The following is a 15036-nucleotide window of genomic DNA, read 5'->3' as shown; positions in this document are numbered from 1 at the left end:
ATGGCGGGGGAGACGCCGGACCGGGGTGCGGGCCGGATCGTGGGCGGCCGGTACCGGCTGCGGCGCACGCTGGGCGCGGGAGGCATGGGCCGCGTCTGGCTGGCGTACGACGAGGAGTTGGCCTGCGAGGTCGCGATGAAGGAGATCGCGCTCCCGGAGACGGCCACGGACGCCACCGAACCCGCACAACGCATCGCGAGGGCGCGCAGCGAGGCCCGGCACGCGGCCCGTCTGCGCGGCCACCCGCACGTGGCGACGGTGCACGACGTGGTGGTGCACGAGGGCCTGCCGTGGATCGTCATGGAGTACGTCCCGGACGCGGTCGACCTCCAGGCGGTCGTACGGCGTTCAGGGCCGCTCCCGCCCGCCCAGGTGGCCCGGATCGGGCTCGCCGTCCTCGACGCGCTCACCGCGGGACACCGCATCGGCATCCTCCACCGGGATGTGAAACCGGCCAACATCCTTCTCTCGCCGGACGCTTCGGGGGACTCCTACGCGCGCGTGCTGCTCACCGACTACGGCATCGCGCTCCAGCCCGAGTCCCGCGAACCCCGGCTCACCGCGACCGCCGGCATCCTCGGCACCCCGGGCTATCTCGCACCGGAACGCGCGCGGGGCGAGCCGCCGACCCCGGCCGCCGACCTCTTCTCACTCGGCGCCACGCTGTACACCGCCGTCGAGGGCCGCGGCCCGTTCGACCGCCACGGCGACTACGCCACCCTCACCGCCCTGCTCGGCGAGGACCCCACCCCACCGGCCCGCGCCGGCCAACTCGCCCCGGTGATCCTCGGGTTGCTGGTCAAGGATCCCGTGCGCAGGTCGTCACCGGAGGCGGCGGCCCGAGGGCTGGAGCAGATGGCCCGGCCCCTGGGGGACATGGCGCCTCCTGTGCAGGGCGCGCCTCCGGTTCACGGCCCCCACACACCGTCCGCCGCGGGAGCGGGCACGCCGCCGACGCCTCCGACGCCTCCGACTCCGCACACACCTGGTGTCCCGCCCGGCGCCCACACACCCGGAGCCTCGCCCACCCCGCACCCGCCCGGTGTCCTGCCCGGGGCTTACACGCCCGGTTTTCCGCCCGGTCCCCACACGCCCGGAGTCCCGCCGCGCTCCCACACGCCCGGCGACTCTCCCGGCCCCGCCCCCTACGGCCCCTGGTGGCCGCCTGCCGGGCAGCAGGCCCTCGGCGCCGGCAACCCCTACGCCGTGACGGCCGACCCCACCCCGGCCCCCGGAGGTTCACCGCCCTACGGGTCCGGCCCGGCGGTCGTCGGCCCCCCGCCTCCTGGGGACAAGAAACGGCTCGCTGTCGTCGCGCTCGTCGTGGCCGCCGTACTCGTGATCGCCGGTGGGGCGTGGGCGGCCGTGACGCTGTCCGGGGGCGACGACGACGGGAAGGGGGTGAGCGCGAGCACCAAGAGGTCGTCCGGTGCGTCGCCGGGGCAGTCGCCGACCGGTCCCGTCCTGCCGTACGGCGATGTCGTCGGCCTCACCGAACCGCTGCAGACGGGCGACTGCGTCAAGGCGGTGTGGTCGGGGACGCCGTTCAGGTCGGAGCCGAACCTCGGTGTCGTGGACTGTGCGGACGACTGGCCGGACGGGCAGGTCGTCGCGGTCGACACGGCCACGGACTACGCCGACGCCAAGGACCGGGGTGCCGCGCGGTGCGCCGCCCAGAGCGAGGCGGTCGTCGACGCGCTGCCGGACGCGGGCGGGTACGCCGTCGTGCCGACGCGGGACGGCTTCGAGGCGGCCGACGGCGGTACGGCATGTCTCGTACTCGGCCGCCATGCGGCGATCGGCGGGGAGGTGGGCCGGTTCCGGGACGCCGGTGTCGACCTGTGGGTCGGGCAGATGAGCGTCGGCGACTGCTGGATCTACGAGGACATCGAGGAGGGCAGCTACAAGTCGCTCCTCACGGATTGCGCCAAACCCCACACGGACCAAGTGATCGGGAACGTTCAGGCCCCCGACAAAATGAGCTACAAGAACGGCATCGACAACGCGACCAAGCTCTGCGGCAACAAATTCGAGTCGGTCTGGGCGCCCGGCGCCGAGCGCGAGGTCTTCGGCTGGATGACCGACGAGGACGACTGGAACGACGGATTCACCAAGATCGTTTGTACGGTGGGCCGGGGAGACAACGCGAAGACGACCGGAAAAATACCCGTGCCGGGTTCGGTGTGAGGCGCTTCGCGGCCCGATCCGCCCTCGGCGGACGCCGGGGAAGGCGACCGGTCCGGCCGGCCGCGTGCCCCGGCGGCGGCCCGCCGACCCCGCCCGGAGGTCTCTCGTTCACCTCGGGTTCGCCCGGGCGCCGCCCGTGCGTGTCAGCCTTCCCGGGGCGATGCACGCGCGGGTGGGAGAAAAGGGGCGGGGCGATCATGGAGAGCGGGCCGGCGATCTTCGCGGGGATGGTGTTCGCCCTGTTCGGAGGCGCACTGCTGGTGTGGACCGCGGTCCGGGTGCGGCATCGCGAACCCGTCGCCCAGGGTGTGAGCCCCGTCGCATCGGCGACCCTCGCGACCCTCGCCGCGCTCGTCGCGCTGGCCGTCGGAACGTGGTGCTTCACCCGCCTCTGAATCCGCCTCCCGAACCGGCGTCCAGGGCCCTGCCCCGACTCGTGTTTGAACCGCGTGAGCGGGGTCATGCCGGTAAAGGAGAGAACGGGTTCCGCTCCGGCGGAAAAGGACCGGTCGGCACTCCGGGCGGCAGGAATGGCGGTAGTCGGGTTACCGTTCGAGTGGCCGTTGCGGGCTTTTCCCGTTTGACACGGGGGCGGGATGTACCGTCACACTCCGCAGCGTCACCATGACCCGACCCCGGGAGCAAGGCCTGGGGAGGCCCCAGCGTCGACCGGAGAGAAGAGCGAAGTTGTCCCCGACCAGCGAGACCGCAAAGGGCGGCCGCCGACTCGTCATCGTCGAGTCGCCTGCCAAGGCGAAGACGATCAAGGGCTACCTCGGCCCCGGCTACATCGTCGAGGCGAGCGTCGGGCACATCCGCGACCTTCCGAACGGCGCCGCGGAGGTGCCGGAGTCGTACACCGGCGAGGTCCGCCGCCTCGGTGTGGACGTCGAACACGACTTCCAGCCCATCTACGTGGTCAACGCCGACAAGCGGGCGCAGGTCAAGAAGCTCAAGGACCTGCTCAAGGAGTCCGACGAACTCTTCCTCGCCACCGACGAGGACCGGGAGGGCGAGGCGATCGCCTGGCACCTCCAGGAGGTCCTCAAGCCGAAGATCCCCGTCAAGCGGATGGTCTTCCACGAGATCACCAAGGACGCGATCCGGGCGGCCGTGGCCAACCCGCGCCAGCTCAACCAGAAGCTCGTCGACGCCCAGGAGACCCGCCGCATCCTCGACCGCCTCTACGGCTACGAGGTCTCGCCGGTCCTGTGGAAGAAGGTCATGCCGCGTCTGTCGGCCGGCCGTGTCCAGTCCGTCGCGACCCGGCTCGTCGTCCAGCGGGAACGTGAGCGCATCGCGTTCCGCTCCGCCGAGTACTGGGACCTGACGGGCACCTTCGGCACCGGCCGCGCGGGGGACCCGTCGGACCCGTCGACGCTGGTCGCCCGGCTGCAGACCGTCGAGGGCCGACGGGTCGCGCAGGGCCGCGACTTCGACTCCCTCGGCCGGCTCAAGACCGAGAACACCCTCCACCTCGACGAGGCGAACGCCCGCGCCCTCGCCGCCGCCCTGGAGGACACCCGGTTCTCCGTGCGGTCCGTCGAGTCCAAGCCGTACCGCCGCTCGCCGTACGCCCCGTTCCGTACGACGACGCTGCAGCAGGAGGCCAGCCGCAAGCTCGGCTTCGGCGCCAAGGCCACCATGCAGGTCGCGCAGAAGCTGTACGAGAACGGCTACATCACGTACATGCGTACGGACTCCACGACGCTCAGCGACACCGCCGTGGCCGCCGCCCGGGCCCAGGTCACGCAGCTGTACGGCGCCGACTACCTGCCGGCCCAGCCGCGTACGTACGCCGGAAAGGTCAAGAACGCGCAGGAGGCGCACGAGGCGATCCGCCCCTCGGGTGATCGTTTCCGCACCCCCGCCGAGACAGGTCTGACCGGCGACCAGTTCAAGCTCTACGAGTTGATCTGGAAGCGGACCGTCGCCTCCCAGATGAAGGACGCGACCGGCAACAGCGTGACGGTGCGGATCGGCGGCACCGCCGCCGACGGCCGGGACGTCGAGTTCAGCGCCTCCGGCAAGACGATCACCTTCCACGGCTTCCTGAAGGCCTACGTCGAGGGCGCCGACGACCCGAACGCCGAGCTGGACGACCGCGAGCGCCGACTGCCCCAGGTCGCCGAGGGCGACGCGCTCAGCGCCGAGGAGATCACGGTCGACGGGCACGCCACCAAGCCCCCGGCCCGGTACACCGAGGCCAGCCTGGTCAAGGAGCTCGAAGAGCGCGAGATCGGCCGCCCGTCGACGTACGCGTCGATCATCGGCACGATCCTCGACCGCGGCTATGTGTTCAAGAAGGGCACGGCGCTCGTGCCGTCCTTCCTGTCCTTCGCCGTGGTCAACCTTCTGGAGAAGCACTTCGGCCGCCTCGTCGACTACGACTTCACCGCCAAGATGGAGGACGACCTCGACCGCATCGCGCGCGGCGAGGCCCAGTCCGTGCCGTGGCTCAAGCGCTTCTACTTCGGCGAGACCGCCTCCGACAGCGGCTTCGCCGCGGGCGTGGGCGGCGCGGCCGACGCCGGCAACGGCGACGGGGATCACCTCGGCGGCCTCAAGGAGCTGGTGACCGACCTGGGCGCGATCGACGCGCGCGAAGTGTCGTCGTTCCCCGTGGGCAACGGCATCGTGCTGCGGGTCGGCCGCTTCGGGCCGTACATCGAGCGCGGGGAGAAGGACAGCGAGGGCCACCAGCGCGCCGACATCCCCGAGGACCTCGCCCCCGACGAGCTGTCCGTCGAGCTGGCCGAGGAACTGCTCGCCAAGCCGAGCGGCGACTTCGAGCTGGGCACCGACCCGGAGACCGGCCACCCGATCGTCGCCAAGGCCGGCCGCTACGGCCCGTACGTCACCGAGGTGCTCCCCGAGGGCACCCCGAAGACCGGCAAGAACGCCGTCAAGCCGCGTACGGCCTCGCTGTTCAAGTCGATGTCCCTGGACACGGTCACCCTGGAGGACGCCCTCAGACTGATGTCCCTGCCGCGGGTCGTCGGCACGGACGCCGAGGGCCAGGAGATCACCGCGCAGAACGGGCGCTACGGGCCGTACCTGAAGAAGGGCACGGACTCGCGGTCGCTGCAGACCGAGGACCAGCTCTTCACGATCACCCTCGACGAAGCCCTGCAGATCTACTCCCAGCCCAAGCAGCGCGGCCGTGCCGCCGCGAAGCCGCCGCTGAAGGAGCTCGGCGAGGACCCGGTCAGCAAGAAGCCGGTCGTCATCAAGGACGGCCGCTTCGGGGCGTACGTCACCGACGGGGAGACCAACGCGACGCTGCGCTCCGGCGACAGCATCGAGACGATCACCCCGGAGCGCGGCTTCGAGCTGCTCGCCGAGAAGCGGGCGAAGGGGCCCGCCAAGAAGACGGCGAGGAAGGCCCCCGCGAAGAAGACCGCGACCGCGGCCAAGAAGGCGGCTCCGGCGAAGAAGACGGCCGCCAAGAAGACCGCGGCGAAGAAGACCACGACGGCTGCGGCGGCCAAGAAGACGGCCGCGAAGACGACATCGGCCTCGCGTACGACGTCTGCTTCGCGTACGACGACGGAGGACTGAACCGGCTGACGGACCGTCGGCGCCGGTCGTTCGACCGGTCGGACGACCGCGCCGGACGACCGGGCCGAACAGGTCGGGTTCGGCCACAGATTCCCCACAGCGGCTTCACGAAGTGAACGCCCCGGCATCACTTTGGTGTCGGGGCGGTCGTACGCCAGGGCAGGCGCCCCGGGCTGTCAGTCGCTGCCGATAGGCTGAAAGCATGACGCGAGCCGAGCAGCCAACGGCCCTCCCCCCGGCACCGGACGACGCCCTGGTGGCGGACTCCCGCGAGCGCGCCGTACGCGCCCTGTTGCGTGAGCCCCAGCTGAAGCGGCTGTGGTCCGCGCAGTTGGTGGGCGGTGTCGCAGACGCCCTCGCACTCCTGGTGTTCGTCCTCCTCGTCCTCCAGGCGGCCATCGCCGAGGGCTCGTTCGGGGGCGGCTACCGGGGCGTGGCGTTCGCAGTGGCGACCGTGTTCGCGGTGCGGATTCTGGCCACCCTCCTCTTCGGCGCGGTCCTCCTCGGCCCGGTGACCTCGCTCACCTCCCCGGAGGGCCCGCTCGACCGCCGCTGGACCATGGTCGGCGCGGACGGGCTGCGCGCCGCGCTGCTCCTCGTCGCGCCACTGTGGATCGACTGGACGCCGGACGACGCACTGGCCTTCCTGCTCGTCACCGCGTTCGTCACCGGTGTCGCCGAGCGCTTCTGGACGGTCGCCCGGGAGAGCGCGGCCCCCGCCCTGCTGCCCGCCCCGCCGCTGGAGGGCGCGACGGTCAGGCCGCTGCCGGACCACATGGAGGCCCTGCGCCGGCTGTCGCTGCGCACGGGCTTCCTGGCGATACCGCTCGGCGCCGCCACCCTGGTCCTCGCGGCATTGTTCAACAATCTTCTGGGCACCGGGATCGACTGGTTCGCCCAGCACCAGGCGGCTCTCGCCTCCTACGTCGCCGGGGGGCTCTTCGCCGGGTCCCTGTCGGTCGTGGTCTTCCTGGAACTGCCGTCGGTGCGCACCCCGCGCGCGCGGTCCCCGCTGGAGGGGCTGCGCCGGCCGAAGACGGCGACGGGCGTCGACACCGGCCGCACGGGCGTGATCCCGCTGCTGGTCCTCGCCTGCGCGGCCGTCGCCGCCTCCATCGCCGCCGCTGCCGCCGTCGCGGTGCTGCACGCCAAGGACCTGGGCGGCGGCCCGGTGCTGTACGGGCTGCTGGTGCTCACCCTGACCGGCGGGGTCGCCCTCGGCATCCGTACGGCACCGAAGGTGCTGGTCGCGCTGTCGCGGCGCCGGCTGCTCGCGCTGGCGATCGCCTTCACCGGCGTGGCCCTGCTGGCCGCCGGACTGGACCCCGATGTCACCAGCGTGCTGCTGATCACGGCTCTGGCCGGGGTCGGCGCGGGAATCGCGGCGAACACCGGGCACGCGCTGCTCGACCAGGAGGCCGAGGACAGCCGCCGTACACGCACGACCGAGCACCTGCACGCGGTGGTGCGGGTCTGCGTGGCGCTGGCCGCGGTGGGCGCCCCGCTGCTCGCGGCGCTGATCGGACCGCATCGACTGGAGAACGGCAAGTTCGTGTTCGCGCACGGCGGCGCCGCGTTCACCCTGATGCTGGTCGGTGCGCTGCTGCTGCCGGTGGCCGCGCTGGTGCTGGCCAAGGTCGACGACCGCTCCGGTGTCCCGCTGCGCCTCGATCTGCGCGACGCGCTGCTCGGCGGCGACGACCCGGCGGTGGCACCGGCCGCCAACGGATTCTTCATCGTCCTGGAGGGCGGCGACGGCGCCGGCAAGTCCACCCAGGCCGAGGCGCTCGCCGAGTGGATCAGGGCCAAGGGCCACGAGGTCGTCCTCACGCGTGAGCCGGGCGCCACCCCGGTCGGCAAGCGGCTGCGCTCGATCCTCCTCGACGTGTCGAGCGCCGGTCTCTCGCACCGCGCGGAGGCCCTGCTGTACGCGGCGGACCGCGCGGAGCACGTCGACACGGTCGTCCGCCCCGCCCTGGAGCGCGGCGCGGTCGTGATCAGCGATCGGTACATCGACTCGTCCGTCGCCTACCAGGGCGCCGGCCGCGACCTGTCCCCGACCGAGATCGCCCGCATCTCGCGCTGGGCGACGAACGGCCTGGTGCCGCATCTGACGGTGCTGCTGGACGTCTCCCCGGAGACCGCCCGCGAACGCTTCACGGAGGCGCCGGACCGTCTGGAGTCGGAGCCCGCCGAGTTCCACGCGCGCGTGCGCTCCGGTTTCCTCACGCTGGCCGCCGCCGACCCCGGCCGCTACCTGGTGGTCGACGCGGGCCAGGAGCCCGAGGCCGTCACCACCGTCGTACGCCACCGGCTCGACCGGATGCTGCCGCTTTCCGAGGCCGAGATCAAGGCCCAGGAGGAGGCGCGGAAGAAGGCCGAGGAGGAGGCCCGCCGCAAGGCCGAGGAAGAGGCCGCCCGCAAGGCCGAGGAGGAGCGCCTGGAGCGTGAGCGCCAGGAGCAGCTCGCCAAGCTGCGCGCCGAGGAGGAGGAGCGCAAGCGGCGCGAGCTGGAGGAGGCGCAGCGCCGCGAGGCCGAGCGCCAGGCCGAGGAGGCCCGGCTGCGCGCCGAGGAGGCACGCAGGCGTGCGGAGGAGGAGCGGCAGCGACTGCTCGCCGAGGAGAAGGCCCGCGCCGAGGCGGAGGCCCGCCGCAAGGTGGAGGAGGAGCGGCGCAGGGCCGAGGAGGAGCGGCAGCGCAAGGTGGCCGAGGAGGAGGCCCGGCGGCGTGCCGAGGCCGAGGCGGCCCGCCAGGAGGAGCAGCGCAAGGCCGAGGCCGCGCGTCTGGAGAAGCAGCGCAAGGCGGAGGAGGCGCTGCTGCGGGCCGAGGAGGCGCGGCGCGCGGCCGAGCAGGCCGCCGCGGCGGCCCAGGTCGGCCCCCGGGCCAAGCCGCCGACCGCTCCCGCGGCCTCCGCGGCGCCGGAGGCGGTGACCGTGCCGACGCCGGTGGTCACACCGAACGCTTCGGGCGGCCCGGTGGAGGAGACGACGGTCCTGCCGCGGGTGCGGATGGACAAGAAGCCGGACATGAGCAAGAGGCCGGTGGAGGACAAGGGGCCGGTGATGGACAAGAGGCCGGTGGAGGACACCACTCCGCTGCCCCGCGTCCGTATGGACAAGGACCCGGAGCCCTCGCGGCCGACCGGGAACGGGTCTGACGCCGAGGTGACGGCGGAGCTGCCCCAGCCGCCGACGCGGCCCACCGGAGCGGCCGACGAGACCGCCGTACTGCCGCCCGTGGGTGCCGCGGACGAGACCGCCGTACTGCCTCCGGCGGGCGCGGCCGACGAGACGGCCGTACTGCCTCCGGTACGGCAGGACGCTCCCGCGGACCGGATGCCGCCGGGGTTCTTCCGCGACGAGCGGGAGGGCGCCGGACCGGACGGCTCCGAGGACCGTACGCGCGAGCTGCCGCAGGTCGACGAGGCGGGCGCGCCCCGGCAGCGGCCGAGGCCCGACTGGGCCGAGGAGACGCCGCTGGACGACCTGCCGTCCCTCGCGGACGAACTGCTGGGACCGCACCGGGACGACGACTTCGACGAGGACCAGGGCGGGGGCCGCGGGCGCGGCCGACGGCGCTGAGCGTCATGCGGGGCTGAGAGCCGCGGGGGTCACCCGGCCGGTTCGGCGGGTGGCCCCCGTTGTCAGTGGGCGCCCGCACAATGGAGACCGGCAGCGGAATGTGACGGAAGGGCGGCGTGACCCATGAGCGTGTGGGACGACCTCGTCGGGCAGGAGAAGGTGAGCGAGCAGCTGACCGCTGCCGCCCGGGACGCCGACGCGCTCGTCACCGCGGCCGTATCCGCCGCCCCGCCGCCCGAGGCGTCGAAGATGACCCACGCCTGGCTGTTCACCGGCCCGCCCGGCGCAGGGCGGACTCAGGTGGCGCGGGCGTTCGCCGCGGCGCTGCAGTGCGTGAGCCCCGACCGTGCGCTCGGCGGCGCCCCCGGCTGCGGCTTCTGCGACGGCTGTCATACGGCGCTGATCGGCACCCACGCCGACGTCACCACCGTGGCCGCCGTGGGCACCCAGATCCTCGCCGAGGACATGCGCGACACGGTCCGCAAGTCGTACACCTCGCCGGCCACGGGCCGCTGGCAGGTGATCCTCGTCGAGGACGCCGAGCGGCTGAACGAGAAGTCGGCGAACGCCGTCCTCAAGGCGGTCGAGGAGCCCGCCCCCCGGACGGTCTGGTTGCTGTGCGCGCCCTCTCTGGAGGACGTGCTGCCCACGATCCGTTCCCGCTGCCGTCACCTGAACCTGCGGACGCCGGCCGTCGACGCCGTCGCCGACATGCTCGTCCGGCGCGAGGGCATCGAGCCCGAGGTGGCGGCCGCGGCCGCCCGCGCCACGCAGGGGCATGTGGACCGGGCCCGTCGGCTGGCCACTGATCCGGCCGCCCGCGAGCGCCGCGCGTCCGTGCTGAAGCTGCCGCTGCGGATCGAGGACATCGGGGGCTGCCTCAAGGCCGCTCAGGAACTGGTGGACGCGGCGGCGGAGGACGCCAAGGTGCTCGCCGAGGAGATGGACGGCAAGGAGACCGAGGAGCTGAAGGCGGCGCTGGGCGCGGCCCAGGGCGGCCGGATGCCGCGCGGTACGGCGGGGGTGATGAAGGATCTCGAGGACATGCAGAAGCGTCGGCGCACGCGTACCCAGCGGGACAGTCTCGACCTCGCGCTGACCGACCTCACCGCGTTCTACCGCGACGTCCTCGCCCTCCAGCTCGGCTCCCGCATCGCGCTCGCCAACGCGGACGCCGAGGACACCCTGGAGCGCCTGTCCCGCGGCACCACGCCCGAGTCCACCCTGCGCCGCATCGAGGCCATCGGTGCGTGCAGAGAGGCCCTCGACCGCAACGTGGCTCCGCTGCTGGCGGTGGAGGCGATGACGATGGCGCTGAGAGCGGGCTGACGGACTGGAGCGGGTGAACATCGGCCGACGGTTGACGGTGTCGCTCATCCGTGGCTGTTCGTACACGTACGGCACTCGCGCCGTAGCTCAGAGTTAGGCTCGCCGGATGTACATCAGGAGCTGTCCCCGCAGGCCCCGAAAGCCCAGCAGGACGCGCAGGACCCGCACCGGCACCGCCCTCCGTGTCCTCGCCCTCCCCCTTGCCGCAGCGCTCGCCGTCTCCGCCTGTTCCCCCGGGAGCTCGACGAGCACCGCCGGCGCCGCGGCGCGGGCAGAGCCGGCTGAGCTGGCTGAGCTGGCGGCTCTGCCGAAGTCGACGCCGTCGGCGCTGGCGCCGTACTACGAGCAGAAACTGGCCTGGCGCTCCTGCGATGTCCCCGGCTTCCAGTGCGCCACGATGAAGGCGCCGCTCGACTACGCCCACCCGGGTGCGGGTGATGTCCGGCTCGCGGTGTCCCGCAGGAAGGCGACGGGCCCCGGCAAGCGGCTCGGATCGCTCCTGGTGAACCCGGGCGGACCGGGCGCCTCGGCGGTCGGCTACCTCCAGTCCTACGCCGGCATCGGCTACCCGGTCGGGGTCCGCGCCCGCTACGACATGGTCGCCGTCGACCCCCGCGGCGTGGCCGGCAGCCAGCCTGTGGAGTGTCTCGACGGGCGCAGGATGGACGCGTACACACAGACCGACACGACCCCCGACGACCGGCGGGAGACGGAGGGGCTCGTCGAGGCGTACAAGGGGTTCACGGAGGCCTGCGGCGCGCACGCGGCCCCGCTGCTCCGCCATGTCTCCACCGTCGAGGCCGCCCGTGACATGGACATCCTGCGGGCGGCGCTGGGGGACCGGCGGCTGACGTATGTGGGGGCGTCGTACGGAACGCTGCTCGGCGCGACCTACGCGGGGCTGTTCCCGGACCGGGTGGGTCGGTTGGTCCTGGACGGCGCGCTGGACCCGTCGCTGTCCGCCCGCACGCTGAACCTGGAACAGACGGCGGGCTTCGAGACGGCGTTCCGGTCGTTCGCGAAGGACTGCGCACGGCGGCGGGACTGCCCCCTCGGCCGCAGGCAGAGCGAGGTCGGCCCGCGCCTCAAGGCGTTCTTCGGCACGCTGGACGGCCACGCCCTCCCCACCGGCGACCCCGACCACCGCAGGCTCGGCGAGGCGCTCGCCACGACCGGGGTGATCGCGGCGATGTACGACGAGAGCAGCTGGGAGCAGTTGCGCGCCGCGCTGACCGCGGCGATCGAGGACAAGGACGGCGCCGGGCTGCTCGCCCTGTCCGACAGCTACTACCAGCGCGACGCCGACGGCCGCTACACGAACCTGATGTCCGCCAACGCGGCCGTGAACTGCCTCGACCTCCCGGCCTCCTTCGCCACGCCCGAGCAGGTCGAACAGGCCCTGCCGTCCTTCGAGAAGGCCTCCCCGGTCTTCGGCAAGGGCCTCGCCTGGGCCTCGCTGAACTGCGCGTACTGGCCGGTGGGGCCCACGGGCCGGCCGCACCGCATCACGGCGAAGGGCGCCGCCCCGATCGTCGTCGTCGGCACCACGCGCGACCCGGCGACCCCATACCGCTGGGCCCGCTCCCTGACCCGCCAGCTCTCCTCCGCCCGCCTCCTCACCTACGTCGGCGACGGCCACACCGCCTACGGCCGCGGCAGCGGGTGCATCGACTCCACGATCAACGCCTACCTGCTCCACGGCACCCCCCCGACACCGAAGAAGCGCTGCTCATAGCCCCACCCGCACCCCCGGAACGGCAGCCTCCGGGGGTGGTACGGAGCACCCCCGGAAACTGTGTAGACTTACCGACGTTGCTGATCGCACCATGGTGCGGACGGCGCGCCGCCTTAGCTCAGATGGCCAGAGCAACGCACTCGTAATGCGTAGGTCTCGGGTTCGAATCCCGAAGGCGGCTCCGGCAAAGGCCAGGTCACATAGCCCGTGACCTGGCCTTTTGTGTTGCTCGGGGCATGACGCGTCACACGGCCGGGGTGCCGCGAGATGGCTTGCGTGAGCGATGCGTGAGCGGAGCGGTTCGGTGCCCTACTTCTTCGGCTTCTTCCGCTTGGCCTTCTTCTTGACCCTGGCCTCGGCTTTCGCCTTGGCCGCCGCCTTCTTGGCGGCCTTACGGGCGGCCTCCTCCGCCTCGGTCTTCCGCTGAAGCGGGACCAGCTTGGCGGTGGCTTCGGCCGCGTTCTTGCCGACCTGCGGCAGGACGCTCTGGTAAATGTCCCGCGTAATGCGGGTGTCGCTGTGCCCGAGCGTGTCCGACACGATCTTCACGTCGATGCCGGCGGCGAGCATGAGCGTGGCCGCCCCGTGCCGGAGGTCGTGCAGCCGGATCGGCGGGAGCCCGGAGGCGGCGACGAGGCGCTCGAAGAGGTCGGTCACCTTGCCGGGGTGCAGCCAGGAGCCGTCTTCCTGGGTGAAGACCATGCCGGTCTCGACCCAGGCCGTTCCCCACTCCTCGCGGTCGGCGTCCTGCTGTTCGCGGTGCCGCTTCAGGACGCTGACGGTGTCGTCGTCGAGCGCGACCACGCGGAAGCCGCTGTCCGTCTTGGGCTCGGAGGTCTCGACCTCCCACCCGTCCTGGACGAGCTGGGCGGAGACGGTCAGGGAGTGGTCATCGAGGTTGGTCTCCGACCAGGGCTGCGCGCATGCCTCGCCCCGCCGCAGGCCGCGGAACGCGATCAGGTGCCACATCGCGTACAGCCGGTCCTCAGCGAGGAAGTCGAGGAAAGCGCCAGTCTGTTCGGGCGTCCAGACCATGACGGGGGAGGGCTTCTCGCCCGTCTGCTCCCACCTGGCGACCCGCGCGTCCGTCCACACCAGAGCCTTCGGCTTACGCACAGGATCGAGCTCGACGTGGGCGGCCGGGTTGAAGGTGAGGATCTGCTGGCCGATCGCGTCGTTCAACGCAGACCGCAGCGTGGCCTTGATACGCAGCCGGGTAGCCGGGCCGGTCACACGCCGGAACGGCGGCATGGCATCGATCGCCGTCTTCATCACCTTGCGGCGGGCGCGGTTGTCCAGGCCCTTCCACGGCACGGTGGCCAACTCCTCGACCGCGGCCCGGCGCTGGGCGTTCTGCTCCAGGATCTCGGCATTGCCGTCGGATATGGCCGTGAACATGTCGCTGAGATGGCTCACGCGCAGCCGATCGAGACGGTGGTGGCCGATCCGAGGCTTCAAATGGAAGCGGATATCGGTCTCGTAGCGGCTGAGTCCCGACTTGCGGATGCGCTTGCCGTCGAGCCACCGATCGAGCCACTCGCCGACGGTCAGGCGACCGATCAGGTCCTGACCGGACTTCAGGCGCCGACGGGTCTCCTCGACATCGGGCAGTGGCGACTTCTCGTCGCCGACCTCCTCCAGCATGGCGGCGATCAGTGCCATGCCCTCGGGGTCGTCGGTGTCGGCGAGGCCGAGCAGCGCGCGTATGTGGTCGAGGTCGGCCTGGGCCGCCTTGAGGCTCTCGTAGCCGGCGCGGCTGAAGGAGCGGCGGGTGCCGTCCTCGCGGGGCGGGAGTTCCTGGCGTATCGAGTACGAGCCGTGCTTGCGGCTGGAGAGCTTCGGGCACTGCTTACCGAGCGGCTTCCCGGTATGAACGTCGCGGCAGTAGCAGCGGCGGTGGGTGGAACCCTTCAAAGATCATTCTCCTCATCGGTGTTGCCGACGGGTGGGTCGACGTCGGCGAGCTCTGGTGGCAGGTGCGGTGGTGTGCCGCCGTCTTCGCGGATGAAGGCGCGGGCGCTGCGGAGCCGGTACTTGGCTTCCAACGCCCTTTCGGCGTAGTCGGCTTGGGCGAGTACGGCTTCCTCGCGTTCGGCCTGGTTGGGTGCCGTCTCGGCCTTCCAGCGCTCGTGTTTCTCGCCTTTCAGTGCGGCCAGGGCGGCGCGCTGGTAGCGGATGTGGGCGCGGAAGTTGCGGAGCATGTCGTTTTCCATGCCGAAGTCCTCCCTGTCGCCGGTGAACCAGTGCATGGCATCCCATGTGGGGTCGGAGTGCTGCAGGGGAAGGCGCTGGACTCGGTCGACGTAGCCGACGGGGTAGAGCAGGCAGATCGGGTAGGTCCGCAGGGCTTCGGCGAGGACAAGGACGTCGACCAGGGGCAGGTTGGCGCGGCGGCCGGACTCCATGTTGGCGATCACGTTGCGCGGGATCGGGTGGCCGATCTCCTCGCAGCGGTCGGCCAGGTCCTGGGCGCTCATGCGCAGCTCCTTCCTTCGTCTGCGGACCTCGGCGGCCACCGTGGCCATCACCTGATCCACCCACTCGGGGACGTCGTCCTCGTCATCTCTAGGATCAAAACGGCGTTGTGTCATGGAGACACATTAGCTTCCCGATGATGGTTAGTGATCGCCTGGAGTCGGACGTG

Annotated in this window: 8 protein-coding genes and 1 tRNA gene; 7 read left to right on the top strand and 2 right to left on the bottom strand. The window is 72.0% G+C overall.

Annotated features, from left to right (window positions below; all coding sequences use genetic code 11):
- The 7 genes from ACLZN2_RS35030 (at position 1) to ACLZN2_RS35000 (ending at position 12573) form a co-directional block, all read left to right on the top strand.
- Positions 1 to 2187 (top strand): protein kinase domain-containing protein, encoded by a 2187-nt coding sequence (locus ACLZN2_RS35030; protein WP_416983492.1) that lies wholly within the window; start codon positions 1 to 3, stop codon positions 2185 to 2187.
- Between the two features lie 197 nt (positions 2188 to 2384).
- A complete protein-coding gene (locus tag ACLZN2_RS35025) occupies positions 2385 to 2582 on the top strand; it encodes a hypothetical protein (RefSeq protein ID WP_358988753.1) in 198 nt (65 codons plus the stop codon).
- 292 nt (positions 2583 to 2874) lie between these two features.
- Positions 2875 to 5748 (top strand): type I DNA topoisomerase, encoded by a 2874-nt coding sequence (gene topA / locus ACLZN2_RS35020; protein ID WP_416983491.1) that lies wholly within the window; start codon positions 2875 to 2877, stop codon positions 5746 to 5748.
- Between the two features lie 202 nt (positions 5749 to 5950).
- Positions 5951 to 9328, top strand: coding sequence for a dTMP kinase (gene tmk / locus ACLZN2_RS35015; RefSeq protein WP_416983490.1), 3378 nt, complete (start codon positions 5951 to 5953; stop codon positions 9326 to 9328).
- A 123-nt stretch (positions 9329 to 9451) separates the two neighbouring features.
- Positions 9452 to 10657, top strand: a complete 1206-nt coding sequence (locus tag ACLZN2_RS35010; protein ID WP_416983489.1) for a DNA polymerase III subunit delta' — start codon at positions 9452 to 9454, stop codon at positions 10655 to 10657.
- 106 nt (positions 10658 to 10763) lie between these two features.
- Positions 10764 to 12392, top strand: coding sequence for an alpha/beta hydrolase (locus ACLZN2_RS35005; protein WP_416983488.1), 1629 nt, complete (start codon positions 10764 to 10766; stop codon positions 12390 to 12392).
- 107 nt (positions 12393 to 12499) lie between these two features.
- Positions 12500 to 12573, top strand: a tRNA-Thr gene (locus ACLZN2_RS35000).
- A 128-nt stretch (positions 12574 to 12701) separates the two neighbouring features.
- On the opposite strand, the gene ACLZN2_RS34995 is transcribed toward ACLZN2_RS35000, so the two are convergent.
- Both ACLZN2_RS34995 and ACLZN2_RS34990 read right to left on the bottom strand, forming a co-directional pair.
- Positions 12702 to 14306: a tyrosine-type recombinase/integrase gene (locus ACLZN2_RS34995; protein WP_416983486.1), complete on the bottom strand. Its 1605-nt coding sequence runs from the start codon at positions 14304 to 14306 to the stop codon at positions 12702 to 12704.
- Complete coding sequence (locus ACLZN2_RS34990) at positions 14303 to 14983, bottom strand: helix-turn-helix domain-containing protein (RefSeq protein WP_416983484.1); 681 nt, start codon at positions 14981 to 14983, stop codon at positions 14303 to 14305. The genes ACLZN2_RS34995 and ACLZN2_RS34990 overlap by 4 nt, the downstream gene beginning before the upstream one ends.
- Between the last annotated feature and the right edge of the window lie 53 nt (positions 14984 to 15036).

It is taken from the genome of Streptomyces sp. T028, assembly GCF_048159505.1.
Taxonomy (GTDB): domain Bacteria; phylum Actinomycetota; class Actinomycetes; order Streptomycetales; family Streptomycetaceae; genus Streptomyces.
Note: the sequence above shows the minus strand (reverse complement) of the source record. Positions and strands in the feature narration are given on the sequence as shown.